Source organism: Gordonia sp. 135 (assembly GCF_009720185.1).
GTDB classification, from domain to species: domain Bacteria; phylum Actinomycetota; class Actinomycetes; order Mycobacteriales; family Mycobacteriaceae; genus Gordonia; species Gordonia alkanivorans.
The window spans coordinates 3,137,727-3,151,305 of record NZ_CP046257.1; the positions used below are offsets into that span (position 1 = coordinate 3,137,727).

Annotated in this window: 15 protein-coding genes; 4 read left to right on the forward strand and 11 right to left on the reverse strand. The window is 66.7% G+C overall.

The features are described from left to right. Positions 1-48: 48 nt before the first annotated feature. From GKZ92_RS14190 to GKZ92_RS14200, 4 genes are all read right to left on the reverse strand, one after another. On the reverse strand, positions 49-678 hold the full coding sequence (locus tag GKZ92_RS14190) for a SipW-dependent-type signal peptide-containing protein (protein WP_006360065.1): 630 nt from the start codon (positions 676-678) through the stop codon (positions 49-51). Positions 679-958: 280 nt separating this feature from the next. After that, positions 959-1,726, reverse strand: coding sequence for a hypothetical protein (locus GKZ92_RS23760; protein WP_230461804.1), 768 nt, complete (start codon positions 1,724-1,726; stop codon positions 959-961). A gap of 198 nt (positions 1,727-1,924) precedes the next feature. After that, entirely contained in the window at positions 1,925-2,083 is a 159-nt protein-coding gene (locus GKZ92_RS23765) for a hypothetical protein (protein WP_230461805.1), read from the reverse strand. Between the two features lie 685 nt (positions 2,084-2,768). After that, on the reverse strand, positions 2,769-4,820 hold the full coding sequence (locus GKZ92_RS14200; protein WP_230461806.1) for a heavy metal translocating P-type ATPase: 2,052 nt from the start codon (positions 4,818-4,820) through the stop codon (positions 2,769-2,771). Between the two features lie 209 nt (positions 4,821-5,029). Here GKZ92_RS14200 and GKZ92_RS14205 point away from each other — a divergent pair, with 209 nt between their 5' ends. Together GKZ92_RS14205 and GKZ92_RS14210 are read left to right on the forward strand one after the other, a co-directional pair. Next, positions 5,030-6,610, forward strand: coding sequence for a DUF222 domain-containing protein (locus GKZ92_RS14205; RefSeq protein WP_442903307.1), 1,581 nt, complete (start codon positions 5,030-5,032; stop codon positions 6,608-6,610). A gap of 64 nt (positions 6,611-6,674) precedes the next feature. After that, on the forward strand, positions 6,675-7,019 hold the full coding sequence (locus tag GKZ92_RS14210; RefSeq protein ID WP_155225364.1) for a DUF5655 domain-containing protein: 345 nt from the start codon (positions 6,675-6,677) through the stop codon (positions 7,017-7,019). 10 nt (positions 7,020-7,029) lie between these two features. Here GKZ92_RS14210 and nadC read toward each other — a convergent pair whose 3' ends face one another. From nadC to GKZ92_RS14230, 4 genes are all read right to left on the reverse strand, one after another. After that, a complete protein-coding gene (nadC, locus tag GKZ92_RS14215; protein ID WP_155225719.1) occupies positions 7,030-7,932 on the reverse strand; it encodes a carboxylating nicotinate-nucleotide diphosphorylase in 903 nt (300 codons plus the stop codon). 14 nt (positions 7,933-7,946) lie between these two features. Beyond that, positions 7,947-9,005, reverse strand: coding sequence for a quinolinate synthase NadA (gene nadA, locus GKZ92_RS14220; RefSeq protein WP_006359638.1), 1,059 nt, complete (start codon positions 9,003-9,005; stop codon positions 7,947-7,949). Between the two features lie 178 nt (positions 9,006-9,183). Then, positions 9,184-9,705, reverse strand: a complete 522-nt coding sequence (locus GKZ92_RS14225) for a DUF1990 family protein (protein ID WP_155225365.1) — start codon at positions 9,703-9,705, stop codon at positions 9,184-9,186. Then, complete coding sequence (locus tag GKZ92_RS14230; RefSeq protein WP_040004234.1) at positions 9,702-9,977, reverse strand: helix-turn-helix domain-containing protein; 276 nt, start codon at positions 9,975-9,977, stop codon at positions 9,702-9,704. The genes GKZ92_RS14225 and GKZ92_RS14230 overlap by 4 nt, the downstream gene beginning before the upstream one ends. A gap of 91 nt (positions 9,978-10,068) precedes the next feature. On the opposite strand from GKZ92_RS14230, the gene map reads away from it, so the two are divergent. Together map and GKZ92_RS14240 are read left to right on the forward strand one after the other, a co-directional pair. Then, positions 10,069-10,839: a type I methionyl aminopeptidase gene (map, locus tag GKZ92_RS14235; RefSeq protein ID WP_035752613.1), complete on the forward strand. Its 771-nt coding sequence runs from the start codon at positions 10,069-10,071 to the stop codon at positions 10,837-10,839. 33 nt (positions 10,840-10,872) lie between these two features. Beyond that, entirely contained in the window at positions 10,873-11,625 is a 753-nt protein-coding gene (locus tag GKZ92_RS14240) for an NUDIX hydrolase (protein WP_006359642.1), read from the forward strand. Here GKZ92_RS14240 and GKZ92_RS14245 read toward each other — a convergent pair. The 3 genes from GKZ92_RS14245 to bioB are packed head-to-tail and all read right to left on the reverse strand — an operon-like array spanning position 11,588 to position 13,537. Continuing rightward, positions 11,588-12,214: a DUF2567 domain-containing protein gene (locus GKZ92_RS14245; protein WP_155225366.1), complete on the reverse strand. Its 627-nt coding sequence runs from the start codon at positions 12,212-12,214 to the stop codon at positions 11,588-11,590. The genes GKZ92_RS14240 and GKZ92_RS14245 overlap by 38 nt on opposite strands. Further along, positions 12,211-12,450 carry a biotin synthase auxiliary protein BsaP gene (bsaP, locus tag GKZ92_RS14250; protein ID WP_005198868.1) on the reverse strand — a complete coding sequence of 80 codons (240 nt, stop codon included), beginning with the start codon at positions 12,448-12,450 and terminating at the stop codon, positions 12,211-12,213. Before bsaP ends, GKZ92_RS14245 begins: the two co-directional genes overlap by 4 nt. Positions 12,451-12,499: 49 nt before the next feature. Then, positions 12,500-13,537, reverse strand: a complete 1,038-nt coding sequence (bioB, locus tag GKZ92_RS14255; protein ID WP_035752615.1) for a biotin synthase BioB — start codon at positions 13,535-13,537, stop codon at positions 12,500-12,502. Positions 13,538-13,579 lie beyond the last annotated feature (42 nt).

A 13,579-nucleotide genomic window follows, 5' to 3' on the forward strand; every position in this document is an offset into this window, starting at 1 on the left:
CGGCGCCCGGGGATGGGAAGGAGGCTTTGCCGCCGGATCGAGGACGACTCACGGGTTGTCGACGCTCTGTGCCCTCATCTCCCAGCGCGGGGTGACACTCGTGTCGAGGATGTTGTTGGGATTGGCGCTGGCCGGCAACGTCACCTCGAAGTCGATCTTCTTGGCCGTGTTCTTGGTGACCCGGAATGTCGTTGCGACGCCGCTGCTACTCAGCTGCTGGTTGTTCACCAGGGTGGTGGACCCGTCCTTGATGGTCACGTAGAGCGCCTGGGCAAGAGTGTTGGTCGCGTTCGCAGGAGCCTGGATGGTGATGTCGGCGTCCATCTTGCCCTTGGTCTCTTTGAGCCAGAAGCTGCCCTTGGTGGTCTGCCCGGGCATCAGGTTGACCGGGTTCACACCCGCGACCACTGGGAACGAGATGACGCCGGGGGCGGCGCTGTCCGCATACTCCGCGAACCCCTCCGTATCCGACACGGTACTGGCCTGCACGTTCCAAGCGCTCTCGCCGATACCGAATGTTCCGGAACCGAACACGGTGTCGTTCCACGCGGCGAGGGTGACCACAGCGCCAACGCCGAGGACTGCACCGGAGGCGAGGATGGCCTTGCGCTTGCGGCTCTTGCGGTTGCGCTCTTCGTCGGTCAGGGGGGCGCTGGTGGGGGTCTGGTTGTTGGTCATCTTCCGTCCATCATTCTGCGGGGGCGTAGCTCATTGCTACTCACGAGTAATTTAGATTGTTTCGGATTTTTTGTTACCTGTTTTTCGAGATTAGCCGTGTGAAGTGACTCACCACCTCTAGGTCATTTGTTCCAGAATTCTGATTACATCCGTGTCGTATCTGTCGGCCGTTTGAACTACAGATCCAAATGGACATTCGACCAAGATCGTTAATGTCCCGAAATTTACGACAATGGTCATTGGTATTCGACAACAGTTATTGGCACACGTCGGCAGCGGCCTAGTCCGGGTCACCTTCCACCTTCGAGCCGGCCTTGTTGATGGTGTCTGCCAGCCAGACGCCCAGCCACGCGATCGCACTCCGACCCACTTCATCCACGACGAGCTTCGCGTAGTCGGTGTGCGAGCTCCCGGAGTAGAAGTCCTTCGCCGTGACGGCGTCGCGGATCAGCGACGCCGGGTCGGTGATGGCCTGCTTCGTGACGATCCTGGCCAGCTCCTTGCCGAGCTCCCTGAACTCGGGCGAGATCAGTTCGGACAACACCCCGGAGTTCTTCCCCTCGCCCGCGTCCTCGTCGTCAGAGGCATCGACGGTCGTGTCCGCGACCAGCGAGGCGAGTTCTTTCCCCAGCTCCAGAACCTCCTCGGCCGAGACCTCGGTGTCCGGGATCGATGCCGCACCGACTCGTGCCCCCACCGATCCTGCCGCCGTCCAGGTCAGCTCCTGAACCTCCCCGACCAGGTCCGCGCTACGTTCGATGTCCACCCGATCGAGTACGCGGCAGATCGAGGCGCCGACCTTGGCGAGACCCGTCTGATCCGGGATGAGGTCGAGGATGCGGGCGGTCTTCGCGTAGTCCACCGTGTCCGCGAGCTTCACGAATGGGCGCAACTGCGTGTTCACACGCCCCGCGACCTTATGGGCGGAGCGAAGGTCTCCCACCCCGATGAGCTGCGGCAATCGACCGATGTCCGCACCCAGACCGGCATAGTCGATCCTGGCGATCGCGCCGACGACGTCGATGGCGGTCTCGACGGCGTCCGCCACCTCCTCCGCCCCTCACTGAGGACGGTGCCGATCTTGCCCAGGACGGGATGGCGCCGCTTGTCGATGGAGCAGTAGAGGTCGGAGGGTGCACAGATGCTCGTGACCTTCCCGGACAGCTTCCCCATCCCCTCGGGTCGCGGGTCGGCGATCCCGATGCCGCGCGGCTTCGGGCCGACGGTCTTCTGACCAGCGGTTCCGTTACTCTTCCGCCCGGTCGGCGAGGACCTTCGACGCGTTCGCGATCGCGGTGGCCTTGCTGTCCCCGTACGTCCGCCCGTTGTCGAAGGCCCGCGCCATGTAAGGCAGGAAGTAGATGGTCGCCGAGTCGCCATGCGTCCGCGAGATCGAGTCGGCCACCCCCGCCAGCGCTCCGGTGGCGTGGGTCGGGTCAGCGGCCGCATCCGTTTCCCAGGTCCCGGGAATGAAGAGATTGAAGGTCGAAACCGTCGGAGGCGGAGCGGCGACGCCGGCACCAGCCCCTCCGAATGCGGTTGCCGCGACACTCGCAGTGAGCGCTATTCCACCCAGACCAATTGCCCATTGACGAGCAGATCGAAAACCGACGAACTGAGACGCTTTGCCGGTTCTGTCGCACGCGTGTCGGGGCTTACGCGCAGAGGAAGAGTATTTCATGAGGGGATGTCACAAATCTTCACATCGTTGGGGAGACGGAACAACAGGTGCGGACGGAGAGGGTCTTTCGACCCCCCTTTTCACATTGTTGTTACTTAGCAGTAGATATGAAAATTCGACTATTACGGGACGATTTCAAAGAATCCCAGAGAATACTTTCAAGACCCGTAGAACCCTGTTTCATATAGGAAACTGAAACATGTTGTGGTGCAGTGTATTTCAGATAACATCGCAGGTAGGGCCATGCTGGACAAATGATCCTGTGTGAGTGAGATCACCAGCGTGACGTAGCCGTTCTCGATCACGAACCTTGAGAGGCCCTCCGCAGACACGGCGACGGCCCGGAACCGCCGGGAGACAGCGGGTCCGAGCCCTCGGGCAGACCAGGCGTCAGGTCACCCGATCGCAGTCACCGTGACGCTTGCCGATCGGGGGACAGATCGAGCCGACGGAGTAACTGGGCGTTGAGCGCGACGACCACCGTCGACACCGACATCAGGATCGCGCCGACGCTCATCGGCAACACGAATCCGATCGGCGCCAACACACCGGCCGCGAGTGGAACGGAGATCAGGTTGTACCCGGCCGCCCACCACAGGTTCTGCACCATCTTCCGGTAGCTCGCCCGCGACAACTCGATCACCGAGAGCACCGACCGCGGGTCCGAGGACGCCAGGATCACGCCCGCGGAGGCGATGGCGACGTCGGTACCGGCGCCGATGGCGATCCCGACGTCCGCCTGCGCGAGCGCCGGCGCATCATTCACCCCGTCACCGACCATCGCGACCCGCTTACCCTCGCGCTGCAGCTCGGCCACCTTGTCGGCCTTGTCCTCTGGCCGGACACCTGCGTAGACGCGGTCGATCCGCAGCTCGCGAGCCACATCCTCGGCCACCGCTCGCGCGTCTCCGGTGACCATCACCGCTTCGACCCCACGGCGCCGAAGGCCGTCGATCGCTTCGCGCGACTCCGGTCGCACCTCATCGGTCAACGCCAGCGCTCCGACGACCTCACCGTCGGCGACGACGTGCAGGATGATCGCGCCCTCATCGCGCCAGGTGCCCGCGATCGACAGCTCTGCAACACCCTGGCTGTCGAGCAACCTCGGCCCGCCCACCGCAATGTGCACTCCGTCCACTCTCGCCGAGACACCCACCGCCGGTGAGGAGGTGAAGTCCTGCGCCGCCGGCACCTCCAGTCCCCGCCCCCGGGCGGCCTCGACTATTGCGACGGCGAGTGGATGCTCGCTGTCCGCCTCGGCCGACGCGGCCAGCACCAGGACCTCGTCCGCCGTGCGGCCGCCCGCTGGTTCGACGGAACGGACCGTCGGAGCTCCACGGGTCAGCGTCCCGGTCTTGTCGAAGAGGACGGCGTCGACCGACCGCATGGTCTCGAGGGCGAGCCGGTCGGAGATCAGCACTCCCCCTCGCGCCGCGCGCTCCGTCGCGATCGAAACCACCAACGGGATGGCAAGACCGAGAGCGTGCGGGCAGGCGATGACGAGGACAGTGATCACCCGGACCACCGCGGAGTCAGGCATTCCCACCGAGGTCCAGACGACTGCCGTGACAGCTGCCGCGGCGAGGGCAAACCAGAAGAGCCACCCGGCGGCGCGGTCGGCAAGACGTTGGGCACGCGACGTCGACGCCTGCGCTCGGGCGACGAGCCGTTCGATCCCGGCCAGCGCGGTGTCATCACCGATCGCGGTGACCCGGACACGAACCGCGGAATCGGTGGCGACGGTCCCGGCGATCACGCGATCCCCGACCGATCGTCGTACCGGGCGCGACTCACCGGTGATCATCGACTCGTCCACATCCGCCGTACCGTCGACGACGTCACCGTCGGCCGGGATCGATGCACCCGGCCGAACCAGTACTACGTCGCCCACCTCCAGCTCGGAGACGGCGACGGTGACCGTTCCGGCGCCGTCGACCTTCTCCGCCTCATCGGGCAGCAAGGCCGCCAGCGAGTCGATGGCCGATGTCGTCTGGGCCAGCGCACGCATCTCGACCCAATGTCCCAGGAGCATGATCGCGACAAGGAGCGCCAGCTCCCACCAGAAGTTCAGCTCACCGGACAACAACCCCAGACTCGCGCCCCACGACGCCACGAATGCGACAGTGATGGCCAACCCGATGAGCAGCATCATCCCCGGCCGGCGGGACCGGATCTCCCCGACCGCACCGGCGAGGAACGGCCGGCCGCCCCAGAAGTAGATGACCGTGCCAAGTACCGGCGAGATCCACAAGACCCACCCGTGGTGAGGCAGCGAGTATCCGATCAGGTGGGCGAACATCTCGTTGAACGCCACCGTCGGGATGGCCAGTACCACCATGATCCAGAACAGTCGGCGGAACCGGCCGACGTGGTCGGCGTGACCGCCGTGTTCGCCACCAGCGTGCTGGTGACCTTCGTGCGTACCCGTGTCGTGCGCGGGATGGGTCGCTGTAGCACTCATGCGACCGACTATATACCCCCTACCCGTATACCGTAAGAGCCAATTTTCGTTGCGAGGTTCGCCGATACCCAGCCCGCCGAGGGAGACCCGATAGCACACACCTCCGACAAACGTGGGCCATCTACCTGCTTTCGATAAGCGTTGCACCGCAGCATGATTCCGGGTACAGTCGAATATACATTCGCACACGGCATCGGGGGGTGACCGTCTTGACCGAAATCTCGACCACCGACGGCACTCCGTCGGCCCGCGCCTCCGAGCTCGTGCAGGAACTGCACCGGCTCACCACCGAACTCCAGGCCGTCGATCTGACACAGTGCTCCGATGCCGAACTCATCGACGTCGCCGCCGGAACCGAACGCGCCATCGCCCGACTCACTTTCGCCGGCGACCGACAGATCATCGAGATCGCCGACCGCGACCTACCCCACAAGACCGGCCACCGCAGCATCACCCAGTTCATGACCCACCGCCTACGTGTGGCCGACCCCATGCGCCGCACCAAACAACGCCACGCGACCGCCACCCACCTCAGCCCGACCGGCGAACCACTCGAACCCGAACGCCCCGCTCTGGCAGAGGCATTGGCCGACGGCAAGGTCAGCACCTCCCACGTCCGGGCAGTACTCGACGTCCTCGACCAGATCCCACACGCCACCGACCACGACGTGAAGGTCGCCGCCGAACGACAGATGGCCGAGATCGCCGTCGACCACACCCCCGCCGACATCACCGCCCTCGGTGCACGACTGCTGGCCCACCTCGACCCAGACGGCACACTGACCGACGACACCGACCGCAAACGTCGCCGCAATCTGTCGGTCAACCGGCAACGCGCCGACGGCACCGCCAAGATGACCGCCAACCTCACCCCCGAACTCCTCGCCCGCATCACCATGCTGCTCGCCGTCTGGGCCAAACCCGGCATGAACAACCCCGACGACCCCGACTCCCCCCACGGTTCCATCGAGGACGCCGACCCCGAGGCGGTCGAAGCCGCAGCCGCACGCGACGACCGCACCCCCGCCCAGCTCAACCACGACGCCCTCAACGCACTCCTGAAAGCCGTGTTCGACGACGGACTCCTGGGTAAGAGCCACCGCGGGTTACCCATCCAGCTGATCATCAAAGCCGATCTCAACGACCTACGACGCGAAGCCGGGTTCGCCACCACCGCGACCGGCACCCTGATCCCGATCACCGACCTCGTCAACATGGCCGCCGACACCCAGCCCTGGCTGGCGGTGTTCAAAGACGCCACCGCAATCCCGCTCTACTTCGGACGCGGCAAGAGGTTGGCCACCCGTGAACAACGTCTCGTGTCCTTCGCCCGACCCGACGGCGAGGTCTGTTCCACCCCCGACTGCGGCATATCCGCCGCGCACGTGGAAATGCACCACGCGCAACTGGATTGGGGTCTCGGTGGACTCACCGACATCACCGACCTCGCACCGGCGTGCCCGAAACACAATCGCATGGTCAGCAATGAACCCGGCGGCTACACCACCCGCATGGTCCGTGAAGGCCCCGACGAAGGCCGCTGCGCCTGGCGGTTGAACGCCGAACCCGGCGCACCACCCAACCCCGAACGCATCAACCGCCGACCTGACATCCCCCGCCGATTCAACGAACAACTCAAACAGGTACGCAACGAGATCCACGGACCCGAACCGGAGTCCGGCGATACCCCACGCCTCCAGATGCGCCAGATCATCGACCTCCGCAACGCCTCCGACGCCGAAGCCACCCTCGCCTCGATACTCCTCGCCGCCGCCTACCCGCACCGGTGAGAATCGCGGTCGTGAAGAAGGTGGTGGACCGTCGTCGAGGATTCCGTGCGATTCTGGAGCCAGAATGACCATGGACACCCCGCACAAGGTCGAGGACTTCTTTGCAGGCTCGCCGGTGGGCCTGTCGATCCACCGTGCGGTCGAGGACGCCATTCATGAACTGGGAGACGACATCACCGTCCGAGTTACGAAGAGCCAAGTCAACTTTCGACGTCGGACCGGTTTCGCCTTCGTGTGGCGTCCCGGCCTGTACCTGCGATCCGAAGTACCAGCGGTGTTGTCGATCGCCCTTCCGCACCGCATCGACTCTGCCCGCTTCAAGGAAGTCGCGCACCCCTCACCGCGCGTGTGGATGCACCACCTGGAGGTCCGCCGGTGGCTCAGTGAGGCCTATGACGCCGCGGACTGACGTCGTCAGACTACGGCGCGGGGATGTCCAGCCCGAGGTCGAGCACCGTGACCGAATGGGTGAGTGCACCGACGGCCAGGTAGTCGACGCCCGTGCGGGCGTAGTCCTCGGCAACGTCGAGCGTCAGACCACCGGAGCTCTCCAGCTTGGTCTGCGGTGACCTGGTGTTGCGTCGCTGCACGGCCATCTGGGTTTCCCACGGCTCGAAGTTGTCGAGCAGCACGAGCTGCGGCTCGAGCGGCAGGACCTCGTCCAGCTGGGACAGGGAGTCGACCTCGACCTCGACGGGAAGGCCCGGAGCCGCGGCGCGAACCGCTTCCAGCGCCGCTGCGACGGAACCGGCGGCGACGACGTGGTTGTCCTTGATCAGTGCGGCGTCGCCGAGACCCATGCGGTGGTTGACTCCCCCACCTGCGCGGACCGCATACTTCTGCAGCAGTCGCAGGCCGGGGAGCGTCTTACGGGAGTCACGAATCTGCGCGGATGTGCCGGAGACCGCGTCGACCCACGCCCGGGTCGCGGTCGCGATCCCGGACAGATGGCAGATCAGGTTCAGCGCGGTGCGTTCGGCCGTCAGGAGTGCGGCCGTCGGAGCGTGGACGCGCAGGACGACATCGCCGGGTTCGACGACGCTGCCGTCTGCGACGGCGTCGGTCACCTCGAAGTTGCCCGGACCGATGACCTCGTCGAACACCGCGACCACCACCGGCACACCGGCGATCACGCCATGTGCACGGCTGACGATCGCGGCGTCGACGACAGCGCCGGCGGGGACCGTCGACGTGGTGGTGACGTCGGGGCCGTACCGCAGATCCTCGTCGAGTGCGGTTCGGATCAGCGCACGGATCTCATCGTCGACGACCAGATCCAGTGCACCGCCGACCGAAGCCTGACCGATGAAACCCTCACTCACCGCAGAGCTTCCGGTCACTCGCCCGACCCCGGGTTACCGATCGCGATCATCCGCTCGACGCTCTTGCGAGCCTTCTCCGCGACGTCGACGTCGACGAATACCTCGTCGCGGCCCTCACGCAGGCAGCGCAGCAGTGCGGAAGGGGTGATCATCTTCATGTAGGGGCACGACGCGCGGTCGTTCACGGCCTGGAAGTCGACCCCCGGTGCGGCCTTGCGGAGCTGGTGCAGCATGCCGATCTCGGTGGCGACGAGAACCTGCTTGGCGCCGGTCTCCCGCGCGGCGTCGAGCATGCCGCCGGTCGAGAGGATCTTCACGCGATCCTCGGGCACGGCACCCTCACCTGCCAGATAGAGAGCCGAAGTGGCGCAGCCGCATTCGGGGTGGATGAACAGGTCTGCATCGGGGTGCGACGCGGCCTGGTCGGCCAGCTCGTCACCGTTGATGCCGGCGTGCACGTGGCACTCGCCCGCCCAGATGTGGATGTTGTCCCGGCCGGTCTCCCGCTTGACGTGCGCACCGAGGAACTGGTCCGGGAGGAACAGCACGTCGCGGTCCGGGTCGATCGAGGCGACGACGTCGACGGCGTTCGACGAGGTGCAGCAGATGTCGGTCAGACCCTTCACCTCGGCGGTGGTGTTCACATACGAGACGACGACCGCCTCCGGGAACTCGGCCTTCCAGGCGCGCAGTTCGTCGGCGGTGATCGAGTCGGCCAGCGAGCAGCCGGCACGCTCGTCGGGGATGAGTACCCGCTTCTCAGGGCTGAGGATCTTGGCTGTCTCCGCCATGAAGTGGACACCGCAGAAGATGATCTCGTCGGAGTCCACCTCGGCCGCGATGCGCGACAGGGCAAGGGAGTCACCGACGTGATCGGCGACGTCCTGGATGGCGGGAAGCTGGTAGTTGTGCGCGAGCAGCGTCGCATTGCGGGCACGAGCGAGGCGCCGGACCTCGTCCGCCCACTCCTGAGTCGGTTCGACGCCGGCGTAGCCGCCCGGTGCGTCGAACCATTCGGCATCGAGGAGCCCGGGGGCGGCCACGGCCGCCGGGCGATCACTGGTGATGCTCATTGCCACTCCTCTGGCTGTCCCGGCGGGCGTCTACCACCACCGGGTCATCGGTGTCCCCGGAGCACGGGCCGTGTGTCCGAAGCAGGTTTTCGACTCATGGTCGAAAACGCTATGCATCGTAACATTCACCACACCCGGTTCATTCCCGTCGTCCCTCGCGCCAGAGCAGGCCGACCGGTCAGGAGCACATCAGGGCGTCGAGGTACCGCTCGGCGATCCGCGACTGCGCCACCCGCCCGATCGGGCCACCGAGTCGCGTGAACCAGCGGCCCGGTCTCGAGAACGCGACGATGTGCGCGACCACGGAGTCGTCCGGGAGTCGCTGAACCCAGAACCGCTCCTCCCCGATCTCCGGGTGACCGGGCAGGGTCCCGTAGGCGAAGCCGCGCTCAGCCCCCGAATCGATCGGCCCCGAATCGATCACCTCGATGACCCGACACGCGGCAGAGATCCGCACGGGGCCCACGCCCAGACGCATCGACACCGTGGCACCGACCTCGGCAGCAGGAGTGGAGGCGTCGACGCCGATCCCGGCGCGACGGTGCATGTCCCAGTTCAGGATTCGGTCTGCGGCGGTGGTGAAACATCCCTCGCCCGCACCGATCACGCGCGATCGCCGCAGATGGTGATAACCCGCCGGCAGCTCTCCGGCGGTCGCACCGACCTCCGCGTAGGTGAGGCCCGACGGACGCGGCGTCACCCGGCGCGCGCCACCTCGGCGTCGAGGACGGTGTCGTCATGCACCGCCGCCAGGTCGTCGAGCGAGGTGTTCAGCGACCGAGCGAGCGCGGCGATGGTGGCGAACGCGGGCGTCGGCATGCGGCCCGTCTCGATCTTGCGCAGCGTCTCCGGGGAGATCCCCGCGCTCACGGCCACCTCACCGAGGGGACGGGCGCCGCGGAGTTCGCGCAGCCGGGCGCCCAGACGGCGGCCGGCGTCGATCTGTTCCGGCGTCAACGGGTTGCGGACCATGCCCACGATCCTAACCGATGCGGTATACATATACCGAGAGTCCGGTATTTCTATACCGCGTACCGCCATCGTCAGCGAAGGGACAACGAGAATGGTCGAGCTGAAGTCACCGTCCGAGGTCGACGCCATGGCGGTGACCGGCGCGTTCATCGCGGACCTGCTCGCCGACCTCGCGGAACGGGCCGACGTCGGCGTCAATCTCCTCGACCTCGAGCAGCGCGCCCGCGACCTCATCGCCGATCGCGGCGCGAAGTCCTGCTACTGGGACTACTCGCCCTCGTTCGGCCACGGCCCCTTCCGCAACGTCATCTGCCTGTCGGTGAACGATGCGGTCCTGCACGGCCTCCCCCACGACTACGTCCTGGCCGACGGCGACCTGCTGTCCATGGACATCGCGGTCTCGATCGACGGCTGGGTCGCCGATTCCGCCCGCAGCGTCATCGTCGGCACACCCCGCCCGGAGGATCAGCGTCTCGTCCGGGCGACCGAGGAGGCCCTGGCGGCGGCCATCGACGCCGCCCGCCCCGACGCCCGGCTCGGCGACATCTCCGCCGCGATCGGAACCGTCGCCAAGTCCTACGGATACCGCGTCAACACGGAGTTCGGCGGCCACGGCCTCGGGCGCACCATGCACGAGGACCCGCATGTGGCGAACATCGGCAAGGCCGGTCGCGGAATGAAACTGCGGCCCGGGCTGACACTGGCGCTCGAACCCTGGTTCACGCTCGGCACCGACCGCATCAAGTTCGACGCCGACGGCTGGACGATCCGATCGTTCGACGGCTCTCGCGGTGCGCACAGCGAACACACCATCGCGGTCACCGACGGCGCGGCACGCGTGTTGACGTCGAAGGTTCGCTGATCACGCGGCGTCGGGGGCCATACAATCGACGCCATGCCAGCCGCCGGGTCCGATCCCTCCAGTTCCGACGGCTCACAAGCGTCGGACAACGCGACCGGTCTACGGGTCGAGGTCCTCAGCGTCGTCTTCCAGGTCCGCACCCCGCCTTCCGCGGACGGCTGCGACGTCCACGCCGCGCTCTGCGTCCTGCTCTCCCGCACCGCCACCGAACCCGGCCGCTGGTCACTGCCGGGCGGCGATGTCGCCGGCGACGAGACGTTGTCGGTCGTCGCGCGACGCCTCGTCGCCGACACGATGGACGTCCGCGACATCGCTCACCTCGAGCAACTGTCGGTCTTCTCCGATCCGGCACGCGTTCCCGGAGTCCGCACGATCGCGTCGACCTACATGGGTCTCGTCCGCTCGGACAGCCCGGTGACCCTGCCCGAGGGGGCGGCCTGGTTCGCCGTCGACGCGTTGCCGCCGGTGGCCTTCGACCACGCCGAGATCATCGACACCGCCCGGCATCGACTGGCGGCCAAACTCTCCTACACCAACATCGCTTTCGCGCTGGCACCGAAGCAGTTCCCGATGTCGGAGCTGTCGGAGATCTATTGCGCCGCACTCGGTTACCCGGTGGATACGACCAACCTGCTGCGCATCCTGAGCCGACGCGCCGTGGTGGTGTCCACCGGTACCGTCGGCAAGACGGGCCGGTCCGGCGGGCGGCCGCCGGCGCTCTATGCCTTCGCCGACAACGAGTTACGCGTCACAGATGAGTTCGCGACGCTGCGTCCGCCGATGTGACCGCCGACCCGGGAGGATCGTCGGCGGGGTGCTCGTCGTCGAGATCCCCGACGCCGAGATCTGCTGTACGTGAGGACAAGACGCAGACCAGGTAGACGAGCGCACACGCGAACGGCGCGCAGATGAGCAGCGTCCAGGGCGCGCTGTGTCCGGCGCGTGTACCGCCGTCGAGCCAGAGTTCGGGCACCACGCGGTAGACCGACTCCAGCGGAAGTCCGGCGAGGTCATCGTCGAACCGGAAGCCCGCCAGCCACATTCCGACCTGCGCGCCGAGCGCGGAGCCGGCCACCGTGCCGGCGGCCGGCACCAGGAAACCGGTGACGCCTCGCCACGGCCGCGCCGCAGCCCACGCGACCAGTGCGGCGATGCCGCCGTAGGTGAACATGATCAGCGCGAAGGCACCGACACCGTCGAAATCGGTCGAGATGCCGTCGCGAGTCAGACCCTTCAGGACGACGCCGGTGGTCGGCGGCGTAACCAGCGCCCAGATCCCGCCGGCGACCCCGCCGAGCACGATCACCACCGCGGTCACGGTGAGCAGGGTCGTGACCGGCCGGGCGGGACGCCGTCCGGACACCGGACCGCTCACCGACGACCCAGTTCGGCCGAGTCGACCGTCCCGTGGCGGGAGCATCGTGCGCTCCAGCCGTCGGGACGGACCTGCACGACCATGCGACGTCCGCACTGTCCGCAGAAACGCGGCGGTTCAAGCCCCAGTCGCGCGGCCGGCGGGATGGCGTCGGGTGCCTGCAGTTCCAGTTCGAGGCCGGTGTACACGCCGAACCTGCACGGTTCGGCGAGCGGCCCCGGGACGGTGTCGATCATGAGAGAACACGCTACCGATCGTCTGGGGATGTCGGGAGTGGCGGAGAGGTCAGATCGTGTCGTTGAGCGACTTGATCGGCATCGACAGATCGCTGAGGAGGTCGAGGTCGTCCTCCGCAGGCCGGCCGAGCGTCGTCAGGTAGTTGCCGACGATGACGGCATTGATGCCGCCGAGGATGCCCTGCTTGGCCCCGAGGTCGCCCAGGGTGATCTCGCGACCGCCGGCGAAGCGCAGGATGGTGCGCGGCAGGGCGAGGCGGAAGGCGGCCACCGACTTGAGTGCCTCGGACGCCGGGAGCACCTCGAGGTCACCGAAGGGCGTACCCGGGCGGGGGTTGAGAAAGTTCAGCGGTACCTCGTCGGGCTCGAGTGCGGCCAGGTCGGCGGCGAACTCGGCGCGCTGCTCGAGGCTCTCCCCCATGCCGAGGATGCCGCCGCAGCACACCTCCATGCCCGCTTCGCGCACCATGCGCAGCGTGTCCCAACGCTCCTCCCACGTATGCGTCGTGACGACGTTCGGGAAGTGACTGCGCGCGGTCTCGAGGTTGTGGTTGTAGCGGTGCACACCCATGTCGCGGAGCTGGTCGACCTGCTCCTGGGTGAGCATCCCGAGGCTGCAGGCGATCTGGATGTCGACCTCGTTGCGGATCGCCTCGATGCCGGCGGCGACCTGGCTCAGCAGACGCTCGTCGGGGCCACGGACGGCGGCGACGATGCAGAACTCGGTCGCACCGGTCTTGGCGGTCTGCTTGGCGGCCTCCACCAGCGACGGGATGTCGATCCAGGCGCTGCGCACCGGCGAGGCGAAAAGTCCCGACTGCGAGCAGAAGTGACAGTCCTCCGGGCAGCCACCGGTCTTCAACGAGATGATGCCCTCGACCTCGACCTCCGGACCGCACCACTTCATGCGCACGTCGTGGGCGAGCTGAAGCAGCTCGGTCAGGCGATCGTCGTCCAGGCGCAGCACGGCCAGGACCTGCTCACGGTCGAGCGGTTCACCACGCTCGAGTACCTGTTCGCGGGCGATGGCGAGGATGTCGTCGGACGTCTGTGCGTCGTGGGCGGTGTCGACGGTTGCCTGTGTCACGGGGCTGAACTCCTTGTACTGGAATCGGTTCGGGCGGGCTGG

Excerpts from the sequence above, each read along its gene's own strand:
- GKZ92_RS14190 (WP_006360065.1), bottom strand. The coding sequence starts at position 678 with ATGACCAACAACCAGACCCCCACCAGCGCCCCCCTGACCGACGAAGAG.
- GKZ92_RS14200 (WP_230461806.1), bottom strand. The coding sequence starts at position 4,820 with ATGAGTGCTACAGCGACCCATCCCGCGCACGACACGGGTACGCACGAA.
- GKZ92_RS14210 (WP_155225364.1), top strand. The coding sequence starts at position 6,675 with ATGACCATGGACACCCCGCACAAGGTCGAGGACTTCTTTGCAGGCTCG.
- nadA (WP_006359638.1), bottom strand. The coding sequence starts at position 9,005 with ATGAGCATCACCAGTGATCGCCCGGCGGCCGTGGCCGCCCCCGGGCTC.
- GKZ92_RS14230 (WP_040004234.1), bottom strand. The coding sequence starts at position 9,977 with ATGGTCCGCAACCCGTTGACGCCGGAACAGATCGACGCCGGCCGCCGT.
- map (WP_035752613.1), top strand. The coding sequence starts at position 10,069 with ATGGTCGAGCTGAAGTCACCGTCCGAGGTCGACGCCATGGCGGTGACC.
- GKZ92_RS14240 (WP_006359642.1), top strand. The coding sequence starts at position 10,873 with ATGCCAGCCGCCGGGTCCGATCCCTCCAGTTCCGACGGCTCACAAGCG.
- bsaP (WP_005198868.1), bottom strand. The coding sequence starts at position 12,450 with ATGATCGACACCGTCCCGGGGCCGCTCGCCGAACCGTGCAGGTTCGGC.